Source organism: Methanomethylovorans sp. (genome assembly GCF_041305605.1).
Classification (GTDB): Archaea; Halobacteriota; Methanosarcinia; order Methanosarcinales; family Methanosarcinaceae; genus Methanomethylovorans.
Genome location: NZ_JBFYLB010000171.1, coordinates 17,713 through 34,045 on the forward strand (window position 1 = coordinate 17,713; position 16,333 = coordinate 34,045).

A 16,333-nucleotide genomic window follows, 5' to 3' on the forward strand; every position below is an offset into this window, starting at 1 on the left:
TTTCCTTGAACTATAAGGGATACCATAAATTTAATCTATCGATTCTTTGCCGGAGTTTAGAATGTCATTCATGGCATTTCTGACACCCAGTGCAATACCATCAACTTCTATACCACCTTTACCTTTTGCGCCATCTCCAACGATATAAAGGCCTTCTATGGGAGTTCTATTGGTAAGGTCCGTACCGGAAGATGAACGATTAACAGGCCATTCTCCGGAATATGACTGTACGAGAAGTACCTCATACTCTCTTCCGGCAAAGATCTCGGAGAGGTCGGTCAAGCCAAGATCGATCTCTTCTTGCAGTTTACCGAGTTTTTCCCATTGTACACATTGATGTGCCATTGTCAGATGTTTTCCGGAAGGTGCAAGAGACGGATCAACATTGGTCACTTCGTTGATACCATTTACCCGTCGGGCATAAGGTGTCAGCAGCACGCCTGCATGACCGATCAGAGGTTCGTTCGATGAAAGGCAGATCTTAACACCTGCAGAGGGTCTCAGTGTTCTAATGGATGCAAGATATCTCTCAGCATCTATGGCAAGCGCATTCACATCGTATAGTCTGCTTGTTTCCAAATGACCTATATCACTAATGACAAGGCTTCCATGGTATTCTTTTCCATCAGCCACTATTCCTACAGCTTTCTTATTTTCTATAGTGATATGTGTGACCTCGGTAGAAATGTGTATCTTCCCTCCATTGGATATAATTACATCAGTGAGGGCATCAATAACTGCTTTGCAGCCCCCGACCGGTATCCCGGAACCACTGTATCTGTACATGTTCTCAATAATTTCAAATACTTCTGTGGCTGGTACGTCTTCGGCCTTCAGGCTTAATGCCCAGCCACAGAAAGAATCGGCGATCCTTAAAGCCCAGTCTCCTTTAAGGTTCCTGGAGCACCACTGGGCCATTGAACCATTTTTAGGAGGCAGGATACGTGTGGTAGTGATCAGTATTGCGAGCTTTATCCTGTTAAGCGGGGAAAAGAGTTTTCTGAAATCATGGAAGGTTATATCATGAAAACCATGTGTATAGTCAGCAGAGTTTTGTTCTTTAGGGACACGGATCATTGCCATGGGATCGGCTCGTACTATCTTGACATTCGCTCCGACATCCTTGAGCAATGTGCCCAAGGGGCCCGCAGGGCCATGGGGTATCATGTGTAAAGCGCCGGTAGATAGCTTAAATCCTTTATAGTCAATATTAGTGAACCTTCCACCTGTAATGGGGAGTCTCTCAAAAACATCTACTTCGTGGCCTGCCCGTGAGAGCCAGGCAGCACTAAGAAGACCGCCAAGTCCTGAACCAATCACTAAAACTTTCATGCACTTTCCTCGATAGCTTTCATCGGACAGTAGGCCATGCATATTTTACATTGGATGCAATCGTCAGTTATCCGGGCATTCCCCTTCACAATAATAGCATTTTTCGGACAGAAAGCGATACATTGACCGCATCCGACACATCTTTTATCGATTCTCATTGGCTATACACCGTTTCTGCAATATAGAAGCATTCAATAAACAAAAACATTGTTGTCTTTATGATTATCATACGATTTTATTGTTCATATGGTTTGATATTTTCACATATTTTTACAGATCATATCAAAATGATTCTTTCTGACGAGCTGGAAGAAAAATATCATATACTATGAGATTATAAATATAATAATATGGATGATCTAGACTTTGCTATATTGGAACATCTTACGCAGAATTCCAGGATCCACAGCACTGAGATAGCCAGCATTCTTGGACTTGCTACATCTACTGTTCACAAGAGGATAGAAAAACTACAGAGCAGTGGGATCGTCAAACAATTCACTATTTTAGTCGATCCCGTTAGTGTCGGGTTGAATGTAACGACCTATATAGGTCTTAGGATAGAGCAGAGTAAAAGGATCAGTGTGATCAATAAACTGAAGAATGTCAATGATGTACTCGAGATCTACGAACTTTTGGAACCTTATGATCTTCTATTAAAGGTTAGGACCTGTGATATACACTCATTGAAAGAAAATGTAATTCATGTGCTCAACAATATAGATGGTGTGCTTGAATCGAACAGCCTGCTCACTACTAAATGCCATAAAGAGAAGACTTGTGTCCTGTTAAGAAAATAACAGATCGTGGTCGAGTTTCTTCATAAGCAATGTAATGATTATTCGTGATATTTTCTCGAAACCTATATGTACCAGGATTGACCAACTATCTGTGGTGATGAAATGAAGCAGGAAATAGTTCAGGTCGTTTGCCGAGAAAACGGTGACCTTAAATGTAAGACAATAAACGCTGCAACATACGAATTTACCATCGCCACACGGGCAAAGTGGGAAATGGTGATAGCCGCCGAGGATGTGGAAATGCGGGCAGGTGAGTTCAAAAAGTTGAGTGTGAGGGAGATTAGGATCGAACCAGACATGATCGCTATGCCTTGCACATTCACGCACCATGCAGTAGTCTCCCTAATAAAAGTGGGAACAGATGGCGGTGCCAAACCTGTAGACAATGAACGTATGATCACCTATGCTTATGTGCTGGGGCAGGAATCCGGAACAGTACACAGTGGAGATCTGATCGCAGTGCTGAACATATTCCCCATAATGTTCACCCGGGAAGCCATGAAGCCTGTATCGATCACTTGATCAATCAGTATCAATGGGGTGAGATAGTGGAGACATGTGCTATATGTGGTGGTGAACAGGATTTCCGTTATTTTAAGGAATATAATATCTGTACTACCTGTGCAGATATTATGGAAGATGTGATGAGTGAATACTTCATTCGTACCATATGGAAAAAGGAACCCAAGGCGCATAAAGCTTATCTGCAATATATTGATCACACGATAAAATACATCTCTGACTACAAAAAACTCACAGATAAATCTGAAAGCCATATAAAGCAGGTAACCAGTCGTGTGCAGGATGCCCTTGACAGCAATTCGGCTCCTCTTAAGCAAAAATATTTTGAGCATATGCAGATGGTGCTTAAATGGCTTGAAGGGACACCCTATTTCTACCATTATTATTTCAAGGATTTTTATGTATGTCCTAATTGCGGCTCGTCCATATTCGAAAAATATGTACGTACGGATCTGGGGGACTGGATGATAGTCTCCTGTTCAGAATGCGAAACTGTGATCAAGAAATACTATTCCCCTCAGCTCCCAGTGAGGAGCTGATCTACTTTTCTGTTGCTCAGTTGCAATTCCTGATGCTAATAGACACAATATCTCATTTTAGAACCCCTGAATGCCCTCTGTGTTCTCAAATACAAAGCCATCAAGACTATTTTAGATTCCCTGTAACAGAAAATTTAATAACCATTAACGTATTCTGAACCTACATTCTTGAAAATTAGGTTACAGTATACTCTTTTTCATAAAAGGAGATTTATACAAGTAACCTGTCTACGTTTATAATCTTCAGGTGAATCACTATGTCAGGAATAATCGATGCTAGCAATATAATCTACAGTTACATTCCGGTTGCGATAATTCTTGTAGTGGCGCTTTTGATGCCCCCAATGACTATGCTTCTTGTAAAGCAGTTAAGTCCAAGGAGTAAATCGCCTGCAAAATATGAGACATACGAGGCGGGTTCTGTTCCGATAGGAAATGCAAGGATCCAATTCAATGTTGAGTATTATTTGTACGCCATTGCATTTGTTTTGTTCGATATCGAGGTTCTTTTCTTATACCCATGGGCTACTATTTTCAGAGAACCCGGCATAACAACTATAGCAACCATTGAAATGTTGATCTTTATTTTTGTTGTACTGTTCGGATACTTATACCTCGTCAAGAAGGAGGCGCTTAAATGGCAGAAGTAGAGGCAATTGCCACTAATAACAAAGAGGACATGCCCGAAGAGATCCCAGGTGTCATGACAACAAGCACTAGTGCTATCAGTGACTTCTTAAAGAAAACGAAAGCTCAGGATATCATTAACTGGGGACGGAAGAACTCTCTCTGGTTCACGGTAAATGCCATGGGATGCTGTGGTGTGGAATTGCTTTCCACTGGTATGGCACACTATGACACTGATCGTTTTGGTATCATCCCAAGGAACTCTCCAAGGCATGCAGATGTACTGATAATCAGTGGATACGTGACAAAAAAATATCTCCCTGCACTTAAGAGGATATGGGATCAGATGCCAGCACCAAAATGGGTTATAGCTTTTGGAGATTGTGCTATAAGTGGCGGTCCATTCTATGAGTCATACAGCACTCACCAGAACGTGGATGAGGTATTTCCTGTAGATATTTATGTCCCGGGCTGTCCTCCAAGATGTGAGGCCCTTATCCAGGCGTTTTATGAACTGCAGCAGAAGATCGTCGCTAAGAAGGACAAAGGTACTGAATATTGAGGTGACCTAATGGATGCTAACGTTATGATTGATTCGCTTTCCACTCAGTTCACGGGTGCCATCTACGATGCAAGTGTTGAATCTGATATCAGGATCATTGCAAAAGTGAAGCCTGAAAACATAAAGGACATATGCCGGTATCTCAAGGAAAAACTGTCTTTTGGGCACCTCTGTTGTGAATTCGGTGTTGACTACCCTGGCAGGAATGAGATCGAAGTGGTATATGTGATAGGTTCTTACGAACATCCTGTCGTGCTGACATTAAAGGCCATATTGCCAAGGGACGATCCGGATATCGAATCCGTTGTTTCTGTGTATTGGAATGCAAACTGGTATGAGAGAGAGACGTACGAACTGTTCGGCGTTAAATACCTTAATCATCCGGACCTGCGGCCTCTTGTGCTTCCTCAGGAAATGCTTGGCGAATGGCCGCTCAGGAAAGATTACAAAGGTTTCCCCAACAAAACAGCCAAAAATCTGGTATGAGGTTTTACAATGGATAATACAGTTGGACCTTCTGAAATGATAGTTCATCTTGGACCACAACACCCGATGATGCCGGGGCCCTTCAGGCTCAATGCAAAGTTGAAGGGTGAGACTGTTGTGGATTCCGAGGTAGAGATGGGATATATCCACAAAGGGATCGAGAAAATACTTGAAAACAAAACATACCTGCAGGGCATAACCATTGTAGACAGGATATGCTACCTTGCAGCGCTGACCAACGAAGAAGCATATGTTGGCTGTGTTGAAAAACTTGCAGGCATAGAAGTGCCAGAGAGAGCACAATACATTCGTGTTATCATGGAAGAGCTTTCCAGGATACAAAGTCATCTTCTAGGTATGGGAGAATATGCTTCTTTCGTTGGTTTTGTAAGCATGTTCATGTACACTATCAAGGAAAGAGAAGATGTGATGACCCTTATGGATTCCGTTACCGGGGCACGTGTCACACACTCTTTCCTGCGTTTTGGAGGTGTAAAGGACGATCTTCCAGAAGGGTTCAAGGAAGATGTACAGCGGGTTTTTGCGAATCTGAGGAAAGCCATTGACTCCTACGAAGAGATGTACAGGACCGATACCATATACAAGGCAAGAACTGTGGGCATTGGTGTTCTTACGGCGGAAGTTGCAAAGGATATCGGAGTATCCGGCCCACCGCTTCGGGCAACAGGAGTTGCTTTTGATATACGCAAGGCAGAGCCTTACCTCGTCTATAAGGACCTGGATTTCAAAGTATGTACTCAGACTGCAGGCGACGTGTTTTCAAGAGTGCAGGTGCGCCTTGATGAGATGCGCGAAAGCATGTACATAATCGAACAATGCCTTGACCAGATACCCACAGGTCCTCTTTTCCAGGAGGGCAGTGTATATGGTCGCAGGTCACCTGTTATGAGAGTACCAGCCGGAGAAGTGTTCCACCGTGTGGAGGACCCTAGAGGTGAAATGGGATTCTACATGGTTTCCGATGGTTCCGATAAACCCTACCGTGTAAAGATCAGAGGACCGGTATATCCCACATTACAGACATTACCTCCACTTCTTAAAGGGGTCAATGTTGCCGACATTGTGGCAATTGCCGGAAGCATGGACACATGTACAAGTGAGGTTGACAGGTGATCATGATGGAAATACCAGAAATTCTTTTCAATCCCTGGATACGTGGTATTCTGGGACTTTGCCTTATGGGTGCTATATTCATGGGTGCAATGATAGCTGTTTGGTTCGAACGTAAACTATCCGCTGACATTCAACAGCGTCATGGTCCAAGCAGAGTAGGTCCTCATGGAATATTCCAGCTGGTAGCAGATGCAATAAAGTTGTTCACAAAGGAAGACATCATACCTGCCAATGCTGACAAATTACTTTTTGTCTTTGCGCCTATCGTCCTGATGGGATCTGTTTTCCTGATGCTTGTTGCAATTCCTTTTGGTGCTGTGATAATAAATGGCGATACCTATCCAATAGCTGCTACGGATATGGATATCAGTGTCCTGTACATTGAAGCTGTATCCGCTGTATCGGTCATCGGTATTTTCATGATAGCTTACAGTTCCAATAACAAATACTCCCTGCTCGGTGCATTCAGGAACTTTGCACGTATGATCGGTTATGAAGTTCCTCTCGGGATCTGTGTTGTAAGCGTGGCAATAATGGCAGGTTCTTTGAACATTGTTGAAATTGCACAGGCCCAGAGTCCGTTGTGGTTCATAATAAAACAGCCGATCGGATTTGCGGTGTTCTTTATTGCTCTTATGGCGGATATGGGACGTTTGCCCTTTGACCAGAACGAATCTGAAGAAGAACTCATTGCAGGTTGGATCACAGAGTACACTGGCATGAGGTTCGGTCTTGGTTTCTTTGCAGAATATATTCACCTGATACTTGGGTCCATGCTCGTGGTACTTCTGTTCCTCGGTGGATGGAACCTGCCTGCAATACTGACTTCCAACATGTTGCTTGGAATAATCCTTCCGACTGCATTCTTCCTTGGTAAGGTGGCGCTGGTCATGTTAGCTATAATAATGATCAGATGGGCTGTTCCAAGGTTCAGGATCGATCAGGTAGTAGACCTGAGCTGGAAAAGGCTTTTGCCGCTATCATTGCTGAATCTGGGATGGGTCATAGCACTGGTACTGCTGGGGATGTGATAATATGGTTATAAAGAATATTAAGAAAGCTTTAAAAAGTATCTATTTTGCACCTCCGGTAACCAGAATGTGCCCTGAAGAACCTACCAGGCTTTCTGATAGATTCAGGGGACTTCAAAAGCTGGATAAAAGCAAGTGTATAGGCTGTGGGATATGTGCGAACACTTGTCCTAACAACGCTATCAAGATAGTGAAGGCTAGGATAGGTCCAAAAAGCGACAAGAAAAGATGGTTCCCTTCCATAGATGTGGGGCATTGTCTGTTCTGTGGACTATGCATAGACCAGTGTCCTAAGGGGGCGCTCTCAAACACTAAAGTATACACTACAGGTATCATAAGATGGGAGCACAAAGATCTTCTCTTCACGCCGGACATGCTGGCAAGAGAGGTTGACATAAACGCTGAAAAAGAAGCAGGTAAGGAGGTAAGCAGATGGACACCTCAATAATAGCAGATGTTCTGGAAATACTGGTCTTTGCTGTAATGGCTCTACTTTCCATATCTTTCGCCGTGTTTGTAGTTACAGCGAAAGATATAGTCAGATCTGCATTGGCACTAATAGTAGTAATGTTCGTTGTAGCAGGTATGTATATAATGTTAAATGCCCAGTTCCTCGGTGTCATTCAGATACTGGTGTACGTTGGAGCTATTGGTGTACTGATACTGTTCGCGGTAATGCTCACAAAGAAGGAGTTTGGAAGTGATAAGGATGCTGAATAAACATTTTACCATTATGCAGATCTTGACTTCAGTGTATAACTTCTTCAGACCGCGTATAGCCGGTATGATAATTGCTTTCCTTTTCCTTGCAATAGTGGTTATATCCATAGGTTTTACCGAGTGGAATACTGTGGATCAGATCCCGCAGAATTTGATGGACCAGAGTAATATTCAGGGAATAGGTAGGTTGATATTTACCGATCTTGTGGTACCGTTCGAAATACTTTCTATCGTATTACTGGCTTCTCTTATGGGAGCTATCTACATGGCAAAAGGAGATGGTACAGAATGATACCATTGTTCTATTATCTTGCACTCTCCGCAATCATATTCTCTATAGGTCTTTTTGGATTCATGACCCAGAAAAGCGGTATCAGGATGCTTATGTGTGTGGAACTTATGCTCAACTCCGCCAATATCAACCTTGTAGCTTTCTCAAGCTATAACGGAGACCTTACAGGGCAAGTATTTGCTTTGTATTCTATTGCTCTGGCAGCAGCTGAGGCAGCCATTGGTTTTGCTATCCTGATGTCCATCTACAGGTTAAGGGACATGATCGACCTTGACAAGCTCAATGTATTGAGGTGGTAAAAATGGCGATCGAAGAAATGGCATTTTTAATCCCTGTATTGCCAGCACTTGCTTTCGTGCTGACGTTCTTCCTTGGTAAGAAGCTGCCAAATGGCGGAGCCATTATCCCCATAATTGCTATCTTTACCTCTTTCGTTATCTCATTGATGATCACACTAAACCTGCTTCAGAACCCGGAGGAAGTTGTTTCTCAGTCTTACAACTGGTTTGCAATACTCAATGTGGGCATTCTCATTGACCCCCTGGCTGCGGTTATGTTGTCAATGGTGACGTTTGTCAGCTTGCTCATCCACATATATGCTGTTGGCTATATGTCCCATGACAAAGCTCAGCCCAGGTATTTTGCAGAGACAGCTCTCTTCACAGCAGCAATGCTTGGTGTAGTCCTCTCTGATAACATTCTTCAGTTCTTCATTTGCTGGGAACTTGTTGGACTGTGTTCTTATCTGCTCATAGGATTCTGGTTCGAGAAACCCTCTGCAGCTTCCGCAGCCAAGAAGGCGTTCCTCACCACAAGGGTTGGTGACGTGATGTTCCTTGCAGGTATCATCCTGCTTTTCGCTGACATCTTCAGAATATTCAATGGCTCCATCCCCGAAGGTGTATATGTTCTCAGGTTCGATGAGATCTTCAGCCACATACCTGAAATAGCTGCCTTCAATGCACAGATATTCGGATTTGAGGTAAGCCATCTTACTCTTATCACGCTACTCTTCTTCGGAGGTGCCGTAGGTAAATCAGGCCAGTTCCCTCTGCATGTGTGGCTGCCGGATGCAATGGAAGGTCCAACTACCGTTTCTGCACTTATTCATGCAGCAACGATGGTTACAGCCGGTGTATACCTGGTTGCAAGGACATTCCCCATGTTCATCGCAGCTCCTCAGTCTTTGATCGTAGTTGCATATCTTGGAGCATTCACAGCACTCTTCGCTGCGACTATGGGACTTGTTATGAACGACATTAAACGTGTTCTGGCATTTTCCACTATCAGTCAGCTTGGATACATGATGCTCGGACTTGGAATGGGTGCAGTCATCGGAGTAACAGCAGTTGGAGATTCATTGTTCCATCTCATCAACCATGCTTTCTTTAAGGCCCTTCTCTTCCTGTGTGCCGGAAGTGTGATCCATGCAGTCGGAACTCAGGATATCAGACAGATGGGTGGTGTGAGGAAGGTCATGCCTATCACCTTCGCAACAATGCTCATCGCATCTCTTGCTTTGGCAGGTTTCGGTATCCCCGGAACTTCCATAGGTGTCAGCGGTTTCTTCAGTAAGGATCCTATCATCGAAGCAGCATATCTTTTCGGTGAATCCACACAAAACTGGTTGCCATATCTATTCTCAATAGTGGCTGCCCTACTCACATCTATCTACATATTTAGATTGATCTTCATGACCTTCATCGGTAAGCCAAGGACCAACTATGGAGGGCACGAATCTCCATCTGTGATGACCATACCCCTTATGATCCTGGGTGTTCTGGCACTTATATTCGGTGCGATCACAAGGACAAGTTTCGGAAAGTTCCTGGAAGAAACGTTCAGCAACAGTTTCGTTAATATTGATATCCATGCTCTTGCCGAAATTGGTAAATATCACTTGGTTTCGCACGGTGGCGAAGGTGAGCCATTGTTGATCCTGTGGATGCCTGTTATCGTAGCTGTTGCGGGTTTGTTGATATCATATTTAATCTATGGAATGCGCATCATTGATATGTCAAGCATTGTTTCCAGGAAGAATCCCGTCTACAAATTGCTCTACAACAGGTACTATCAGAATGCTATCTTTACACAATTCATTGCAGTAAAGGTCATATATGAAGGTCTTGCACTTGCCGGAAGAGCAGTTGACAGAGGTTTTGACTGGCTGATCAATCTGATGGGTCATATATTCACTGAAGCCTCAGACGGCCTGAGACAACTTCAGACCGGTGTGGTACAGAACTATGCCACAGCAGTTGTGACTGGTGTCAGTTTGCTCATAATTCTTGTCAAGCTGATCTTGGAGGTATTCTAAATGGCAATACCAATTCTATCTTTAATAGTACTGATTCCGCTTTTATTTGCAGTACTTACAATCTTCACAAAGAATAAAGAACAAGCACGGGCATCTGCCATGTTCTCTTCCGTGTTGGTACTGGCACTGACCCTGTTCATGTACTTTACTTTCGACAGTACGACATCTCAGATGCAGTTCCAGGAGCTTGCTCAATGGGTTCCAAGCCTGGGGATCAATTATCAGCTGGGTATAGACGGCATATCCATGCCACTTGTCCTGCTGAATGCCATAGTCATCCCTCTCCTCATACTCTTCTCATGGAACGATGATAAGAAGCAGCCTAACAAGTTCTATGCACTGATCCTTGCAACTCAGGGAGCTGTTATAGGTGTGTTTGTGGCGCTTGATTTCTTCCTGTTCTACGTGTTCTGGGAACTGACCCTCGTACCGCTCTTCTTTATGGTGAGCATTTGGGGAGGGCCTGCTAAACATAAGGCGGCCATCAAGTTCTTCATTTACACACACGTCGGTTCACTTGTAATGCTGCTGGGTATTTTTGCTCTCTACTTCGCAGCATGGAAGCAGACGGGAACTCCCAACATGGGCATCGAACACCTGCTTTCACAGTTCCAGTTCATAGGCGACGGTTTCTCCCGTGACCTCATATTCCTGGCACTGCTGTTCGGATTCCTGGTGAAGATCCCTGCATTCCCATTCCACTCCTGGCTGCCGGATGCGTACGTTGAGGCACCAACTGCAGGCAGTGTGCTTTTCGTCCTGCTTAAGATCGGTGGCTATGGACTGTTCAGGGTCATGCTGCCCATACTGCCTTTCACACCATCCATGGATCTTATGATAACTATCATGGCAGTACTTGGTTCAGTGAGTGTCCTTTACGGTGCCTTCCTTGCACTGGCCCAGAAAGATCTCAAACGCATGGTAGCATATTCAAGCGTAAGCCATATGGGTTATGTGACACTGGGAGCTGCAGGTGTTGTCTCTCTATCCGTGTCCGGAGCTATGTTCCAGCAATTCTCACATGGACTTATCATGAGCATTATGTTCATGGCATGCGGAGTTATCAACAATGCCACAGGTACCAGGATTATCAATGAGCTTGGAGGACTTGCCAGGAAGATGCCAAAACTTGCTGTTATCATGATGCTGGCTTTCATGGCCTCACTGGGACTTCCGGGACTTACAGGATTCATTGCCGAGTTCTTGGTGCTGACATTCACCTACATCAACCAGCCCACTTATGTGGTTATAGCTATACTGGCGATAATCATCACAGCAGCATATCACCTGTGGGCAATGCAGAGGGCTATGTTCGGTGTATACAATGAGAAGTTAGGGGCTTTGAAAGATATTTCGGCATCACAGACATTCTCAATGGCTGTCTTAGCAATACTGATACTTTACTTTGGACTGAATCCCGGTCCGGTGCTGGATATGATGATAACTAACTCCGAAAAACTGGTCAGCCTCATGGCTGTTGCGGGGGTGTGAGAGATGGCGGGCCTTACCCTACTCACACCTGAACTCACATTGGTGGGAACAGGTCTTGCAGTCCTTCTCATAGGACTATTCCTTAATGCGAACACAAAGAAAATGCTGGGGTTCCTTGCATCTCTGGGAATACTTGCATCCCTTGTGTTAGTTGTGATGAGCCTCGGAAGTGAAGGCTTGCTGTTCAATGCAACCCTTTCATTCGATGCATTATCTCAGTTCTTTAAGATAGTGTTCCTTTCAGTTGCTCTGCTGGTATCAATAGCATCCATTAAGTATACTGAAGGCAATGCTCACACAGAGGAGTTCTATTCCCTGATGATCTTTGCAACGGCAGGTATGATGTTCGTAGCATCGGCCAATGATCTCATGGTATTGTTTGTTGCCTTTGAACTGGCAAGTCTTGCTACATATGCTCTGGCCGGTTTCGAGAAGAAGAATCCCATATCTCTCGAAGCTTCCATGAAGTACTTTATGATCGGATCACTGTCTGCGGCCTTGATGCTCTTTGGCATCTCTTTCATATATGGTGCTACAGGCACCACCAGCATTCCTGGTGTGGCAGCGAACATCAATGTACTGCTCGGAAGTCCAATGGGTCTATTGTCTGTGGTCCTGATGATAGCCGGTCTTGGTTTTAAGATCGCGCTGGTTCCATTCCACATGTGGGCACCGGATACTTACCAGGGTTCTCCTTCAGTCGTATCCTCTCTGCTTGCAGCAGGTTCCAAGAAAATGGGTTTCGTGGCAGCTTTCAAGGTATTCATGATCGCTCTGATCGCCTTGCAGGCTGAGTGGACTACAGCATTTGCAGTGCTTGCAGTGATAACCATGACCTTGGGTAATGTTGTGGCACTTTCACAGACCAGTGTCAAGAGGATGCTTGCATATTCTTCCGTCGCCCAGGCAGGTTATATCACCATGGCCTTTGTGGTTATGAGTAAGACAGCTCTGGCAGGTGCAATATTGTATGCTCTGTCTCACGGTTTCATGAAAGCAGGTGCATTCATCGCCACTGCAGCGGTCATATACATGGTCCTTTCCGAGAAAAAGGATGCAGAAACTCCTGACCACATTGATAACTTCCGGGGCCTTGGCAGACGTATGCCGGTAACTGCCCTCTGCATGACCATCTTCCTCTTTGCCCTTGCCGGTATACCTCTTACAGCAGGATACATGAGCAAGTTCGTTCTCTTTGCCTCCACCATAGAGGCAGGATTTGTGTGGCTGGCAGTGATCGCGATCCTCAACAGTGCGATCTCACTGTTCTATTATGCCAGGGTCGTGAAATACATGTATTTCCTGCCTTCTGATGGGGCAAAGATCGCAGAACCCATGCCTTACACATTTGCAATGCTCATTGCAGTCATATTTGTACTGGTAATTGGTTTCTGGTCAGAACCGTTCATCTATTGGGCAATGGAAGCCGCGAAGGTGTTGATCTAAGGAGGTAAAGAATATGGCAGATTGCGATCTATGTGGTGTTTCAATACCCACTGTTGTCCCTGTAAGGGTTTTTGTGCCCCGGTTTGAGCACTCATACCCCGAAGGTATCTGGAAAGGGCTGTGTGAACCATGTCTTAAGGCGGCAAAAGAGACCGCTGACAAACTGGCAACATCCAGCTCATGCGGTACTGCTGGTAAGTGTGATCTGTGTGGAGCTATTGCCCAACTGCAGCCTGTACAAATATCCAGGCCTTCTTTCTCAAAAGGAGAGGAAGAGGATACTGTCATGCTCTGCAAGAAATGCCTTGCTTCTGTTCAGGAAGCCGACAAGAACTGGCAAAAGCAAAAGGCACACGAGCATCATGACCACCACTAAGACCAGATAATGATTCTGGTCTTATCTCTTTTTATTTATCCCATTGTGTTCGTTATTTTTCAAAAAGCTATCAAATAGCCAAATCCAAGGAGCAGCAAGCCTGTCACTCCCATAAGGATACCTCCGAGAGTGTAGTATCTGAGTGCTTCGCCGGTTTCAAGTTCTGCCAGATCTCTGAAGATCCAGAAGAATGGGTCGTTTACGTGCGAGAACAGAAAAGTGCCACATGCCATAGACAACAGACTGATCTCCGGTGGAAGTCCAAGCTGGGGAAGGACGGGTATTATCAGGGAAGGTACTACCAGCATTGTGACCACGCGGGAACCTTGGACCGTCTGCACAGCCACAGCCACCAGGAAAGGTATCAACAGAGAGGGAAGGTCGATATCCATAAACAGTTTACCTAAAGCTTCCCCTGCTCCTGTCATTGTAAATGTGGCTCCGAGCGCCCCTCCTCCACAGAGGTCCAGTAACACGATCCCACTGCGTCTGATAGCTTTTTCGATCCATTCATGCAACTCTTTTCCATAAGATCGTGACCACACCAAACAAAGAAGCACACCAATTAATAAAGCTATATCAGGTTCTCCTATGAACCCTATCATTGGGTCAGATGAGAAGGTACCTGCAAGTATCAGCAGAATAGGAAGACATATGGGAACGTATGCTGAGGCCCTGCTTGTGGATCTTTCCCGAAAGGAGCTTGTTTTAATGATGTCAACGTCTGTTCTGATTTTTAATGATCCTGATGCATATCTATATCCTACAAGTGTCATCGGTAGGGCTATCATAAGCCCCATGAAGAAAACTTTAGCAACATCCACATTCATTTCACTGGCAGCACTGATTATAACAGGTGAAGGGTATACCAGATTGAAGGATGCCAGTGTACCAAGTACAAGTGAAGTTGCAGCTATTCCGGCCGGGATATTTAATCGACGGCTCATATCCCTGGCCAGAGGAGAAAATACCACATAGGCAAGGATGGAGCACATAAAAGGTACAGCAAACAGGAATCCCAGTATGTTAAGGGTCAGCAGTGGTCTTTTAGATACTTTTATCAGGTCACTGGCAATAATCTCCATACCCCCTGTTTTCTCCAGTACCAGACCTAGGATACTGCCAGCTGTGATTATTATAGCAAATTGAGCGAATACTTTTCCCATCCCCGAGGATATGGTACTCAGTGCTTCTTCAGGTCTGCCAGCCATTATTCCTATGCACAAAGAGGTTAATACAAGACTAAGAAAAGGGTGAAGCCTTACATAAGTTGTCAGTATGAGTACGATTACCAGCGCAAGTAAAAATATCAGCAAAGGTCCCATAGGGGATAATATTTGTTCTATCGCTATTAAACCTTAACATACAGATGATGGCGGTTGCACTTAAAGAACGATTTTATTTTCAATAATAGCCAGTTCTCAGTGTGCAGTGCAACTCCAAACATTTCATTATACTATTTTAGGATAGGATCATTGTATTTTGGAGCAAAAAAGGATCAAATGTCAGAAGAGTCAAAAGTTATCTATAGATTAAGAATTTCCATTTTATGGACATTACCTGACTTTTCAAAAACCATCAGTTTTCTTTTCCCACTCTCTGTTATACGATATGACATTCCTGTCAATATCTTACTTTTGCTATTTAGACATGCACCACATCCTTTACAACAGGAAGGACCGGTGCTACATCTGACAATATTCTCCTGACGTATCTCAATGTCCCCATTGTTCTCCATTAGTGAAAGCAACTGTTTGAACTCCTCAGGTTTCATGTTGAGATATCTGGACGCTGCACCGACGGTGAAGTTATCGCCGGATTCTAACAATCCGGCAACTCTCCTCAAAAAATACTTGTAGCCGATTACCATATTCATTCCCCTTTTTATTCTCAGTCCCTTTACAGTTTGATGGCTGTAAACCTGTTCCTCCAGGTTAAAAAAGCTGCAAGAACAGGTATACCCAGGTATATCCCTGGTCTCAATTGATCAACTATATGCCACTCCACATAATCTTCCGGAAGCAGGAACGAATCCAGCAGGGTACCGGCTCCCACAAGTATATAAACCAGCATGAAGACCAGGGATATTATCATACCTACATACACAAATGATATCCCTTCATTCAAGCCTGAATTAAGCTCCCTGAAACCATAGAAAAATACAGTTCCTATAACAAGAAGACTAAAGCCCCCTAATATGTCTGCAGAAACAAAGAGAGCTGCTCTAAGCCCAGTATCTATACCAAGGCCTTCAGCAATGTGTATTGCTCCAAACACCATATACAGTAAGCTCACCAGCAAAGTGAAGATCTTGATAGTATTATTTTTCATTTTGTCACTATTCATATAGAATTTCCTCCTTATGTTAAAAACCCATCCTGCTGCCTACCTGGAATATAATAAAGGCAAACAGCCACGCGATCCCGGTTCCATATACTGCCTGAAAAGCAGTCCATTTCCAGGAGCCAGTCTCCCGTTTTATTACACCTATACATGCAATGCACGGGACATACAGCAAAGTGAACACCATAAGTCCAAGGGCTGCAAGAGGACTCATTGCACCGGCTGTAAGGATCTCAGAAAGCCTGTCTTCATCCTCGCCTGCTCCATAAAGAGTGCCCATAGACCCAACAACGATTTCCTTAGCTACAAATCCAA

The 16,333-nt window shown here is 44.3% G+C and carries 22 protein-coding genes; 16 read left to right on the plus strand and 6 right to left on the minus strand.

What is annotated here, in order from left to right:
- Positions 1-30: 30 nt before the first annotated feature.
- Positions 31-1,332, minus strand: a complete 1,302-nt coding sequence (locus ACCM36_RS10930) for a phytoene desaturase family protein (protein ID WP_370573795.1) — start codon at positions 1,330-1,332, stop codon at positions 31-33.
- Positions 1,329-1,490 (minus strand): 4Fe-4S binding protein, encoded by a 162-nt coding sequence (locus ACCM36_RS10935; RefSeq protein WP_370573796.1) that lies wholly within the window; start codon positions 1,488-1,490, stop codon positions 1,329-1,331. The genes ACCM36_RS10930 and ACCM36_RS10935 overlap by 4 nt, the downstream gene beginning before the upstream one ends.
- Positions 1,491-1,682: 192 nt before the next feature.
- On the opposite strand from ACCM36_RS10935, the gene ACCM36_RS10940 reads away from it, so the two are divergent.
- The 16 genes from ACCM36_RS10940 to fpoO all read left to right on the plus strand — a co-directional run bounded on the left by ACCM36_RS10940 (position 1,683) and on the right by fpoO (position 13,675).
- Positions 1,683-2,132, plus strand: a complete 450-nt coding sequence (locus ACCM36_RS10940) for an Lrp/AsnC family transcriptional regulator (RefSeq protein WP_370573797.1) — start codon at positions 1,683-1,685, stop codon at positions 2,130-2,132.
- Positions 2,133-2,234: 102 nt separating this feature from the next.
- Positions 2,235-2,654 carry a DUF22 domain-containing protein gene (locus tag ACCM36_RS10945; protein WP_370573798.1) on the plus strand — a complete coding sequence of 140 codons (420 nt, stop codon included), beginning with the start codon at positions 2,235-2,237 and terminating at the stop codon, positions 2,652-2,654.
- A 26-nt stretch (positions 2,655-2,680) separates the two neighbouring features.
- On the plus strand, positions 2,681-3,193 hold the full coding sequence (locus tag ACCM36_RS10950) for a hypothetical protein (protein ID WP_370573799.1): 513 nt from the start codon (positions 2,681-2,683) through the stop codon (positions 3,191-3,193).
- Between the two features lie 257 nt (positions 3,194-3,450).
- The gene (gene fpoA / locus ACCM36_RS10955) at positions 3,451-3,843 is read left to right on the plus strand and encodes a F420H2 dehydrogenase subunit FpoA (protein WP_370573800.1); all 393 of its coding nucleotides are present in this window, start codon (positions 3,451-3,453) and stop codon (positions 3,841-3,843) included.
- Entirely contained in the window at positions 3,831-4,382 is a 552-nt protein-coding gene (gene fpoB, locus ACCM36_RS10960; RefSeq protein ID WP_370573801.1) for a F(420)H(2) dehydrogenase subunit B, read from the plus strand. Before fpoA ends, fpoB begins: the two co-directional genes overlap by 13 nt.
- A 9-nt stretch (positions 4,383-4,391) precedes the next feature.
- Complete coding sequence (gene fpoC / locus ACCM36_RS10965) at positions 4,392-4,868, plus strand: F420H2 dehydrogenase subunit FpoC (RefSeq protein WP_370573802.1); 477 nt, start codon at positions 4,392-4,394, stop codon at positions 4,866-4,868.
- Positions 4,869-4,877: 9 nt separating this feature from the next.
- Complete coding sequence (gene fpoD / locus ACCM36_RS10970) at positions 4,878-6,002, plus strand: F420H2 dehydrogenase subunit FpoD (RefSeq protein ID WP_370573803.1); 1,125 nt, start codon at positions 4,878-4,880, stop codon at positions 6,000-6,002.
- A 5-nt stretch (positions 6,003-6,007) separates the two neighbouring features.
- A complete protein-coding gene (gene fpoH, locus ACCM36_RS10975) occupies positions 6,008-7,033 on the plus strand; it encodes a F420H2 dehydrogenase subunit FpoH (protein ID WP_370573804.1) in 1,026 nt (341 codons plus the stop codon).
- A gap of 4 nt (positions 7,034-7,037) precedes the next feature.
- Positions 7,038-7,481, plus strand: a complete 444-nt coding sequence (fpoI, locus tag ACCM36_RS10980) for a F420H2 dehydrogenase subunit FpoI (RefSeq protein WP_370573805.1) — start codon at positions 7,038-7,040, stop codon at positions 7,479-7,481.
- Complete coding sequence (locus ACCM36_RS10985; protein WP_370573806.1) at positions 7,466-7,753, plus strand: NADH-quinone oxidoreductase subunit J; 288 nt, start codon at positions 7,466-7,468, stop codon at positions 7,751-7,753. The genes fpoI and ACCM36_RS10985 overlap by 16 nt, the downstream gene beginning before the upstream one ends.
- A complete protein-coding gene (gene fpoJ / locus ACCM36_RS10990; RefSeq protein WP_370573817.1) occupies positions 7,743-8,045 on the plus strand; it encodes a F420H2 dehydrogenase subunit FpoJ in 303 nt (100 codons plus the stop codon). Before ACCM36_RS10985 ends, fpoJ begins: the two co-directional genes overlap by 11 nt.
- Positions 8,042-8,344 (plus strand): F420H2 dehydrogenase subunit FpoK, encoded by a 303-nt coding sequence (fpoK, locus tag ACCM36_RS10995; protein ID WP_370573807.1) that lies wholly within the window; start codon positions 8,042-8,044, stop codon positions 8,342-8,344. The genes fpoJ and fpoK overlap by 4 nt, the downstream gene beginning before the upstream one ends.
- Positions 8,345-8,346: 2 nt before the next feature.
- A complete protein-coding gene (gene fpoL, locus ACCM36_RS11000) occupies positions 8,347-10,362 on the plus strand; it encodes a F420H2 dehydrogenase subunit FpoL (protein WP_370573808.1) in 2,016 nt (671 codons plus the stop codon).
- Positions 10,363-11,853 carry a F(420)H(2) dehydrogenase subunit M gene (gene fpoM / locus ACCM36_RS11005; protein WP_370573809.1) on the plus strand — a complete coding sequence of 497 codons (1,491 nt, stop codon included), beginning with the start codon at positions 10,363-10,365 and terminating at the stop codon, positions 11,851-11,853. It begins immediately after the preceding gene.
- A gap of 3 nt (positions 11,854-11,856) precedes the next feature.
- Positions 11,857-13,299 (plus strand): F(420)H(2) dehydrogenase subunit N, encoded by a 1,443-nt coding sequence (gene fpoN / locus ACCM36_RS11010; RefSeq protein WP_370573810.1) that lies wholly within the window; start codon positions 11,857-11,859, stop codon positions 13,297-13,299.
- A gap of 13 nt (positions 13,300-13,312) precedes the next feature.
- Positions 13,313-13,675, plus strand: a complete 363-nt coding sequence (gene fpoO / locus ACCM36_RS11015) for a F420H2 dehydrogenase subunit FpoO (RefSeq protein ID WP_370573811.1) — start codon at positions 13,313-13,315, stop codon at positions 13,673-13,675.
- A 59-nt stretch (positions 13,676-13,734) separates the two neighbouring features.
- On the opposite strand, the gene ACCM36_RS11020 is transcribed toward fpoO, so the two are convergent.
- From ACCM36_RS11020 to ACCM36_RS11035, 4 genes are all read right to left on the minus strand, one after another.
- Positions 13,735-15,000, minus strand: coding sequence for a GntP family permease (locus ACCM36_RS11020; protein ID WP_370573812.1), 1,266 nt, complete (start codon positions 14,998-15,000; stop codon positions 13,735-13,737).
- A gap of 200 nt (positions 15,001-15,200) precedes the next feature.
- Complete coding sequence (locus ACCM36_RS11025; protein WP_370573813.1) at positions 15,201-15,545, minus strand: hypothetical protein; 345 nt, start codon at positions 15,543-15,545, stop codon at positions 15,201-15,203.
- 29 nt (positions 15,546-15,574) lie between these two features.
- A complete protein-coding gene (locus ACCM36_RS11030) occupies positions 15,575-16,021 on the minus strand; it encodes a hypothetical protein (RefSeq protein WP_370573814.1) in 447 nt (148 codons plus the stop codon).
- Positions 16,022-16,040: 19 nt separating this feature from the next.
- The coding region (locus ACCM36_RS11035; protein ID WP_370573815.1) for a nucleoside recognition domain-containing protein at positions 16,041-16,333 on the minus strand (293 nt) is incomplete at its 5' end.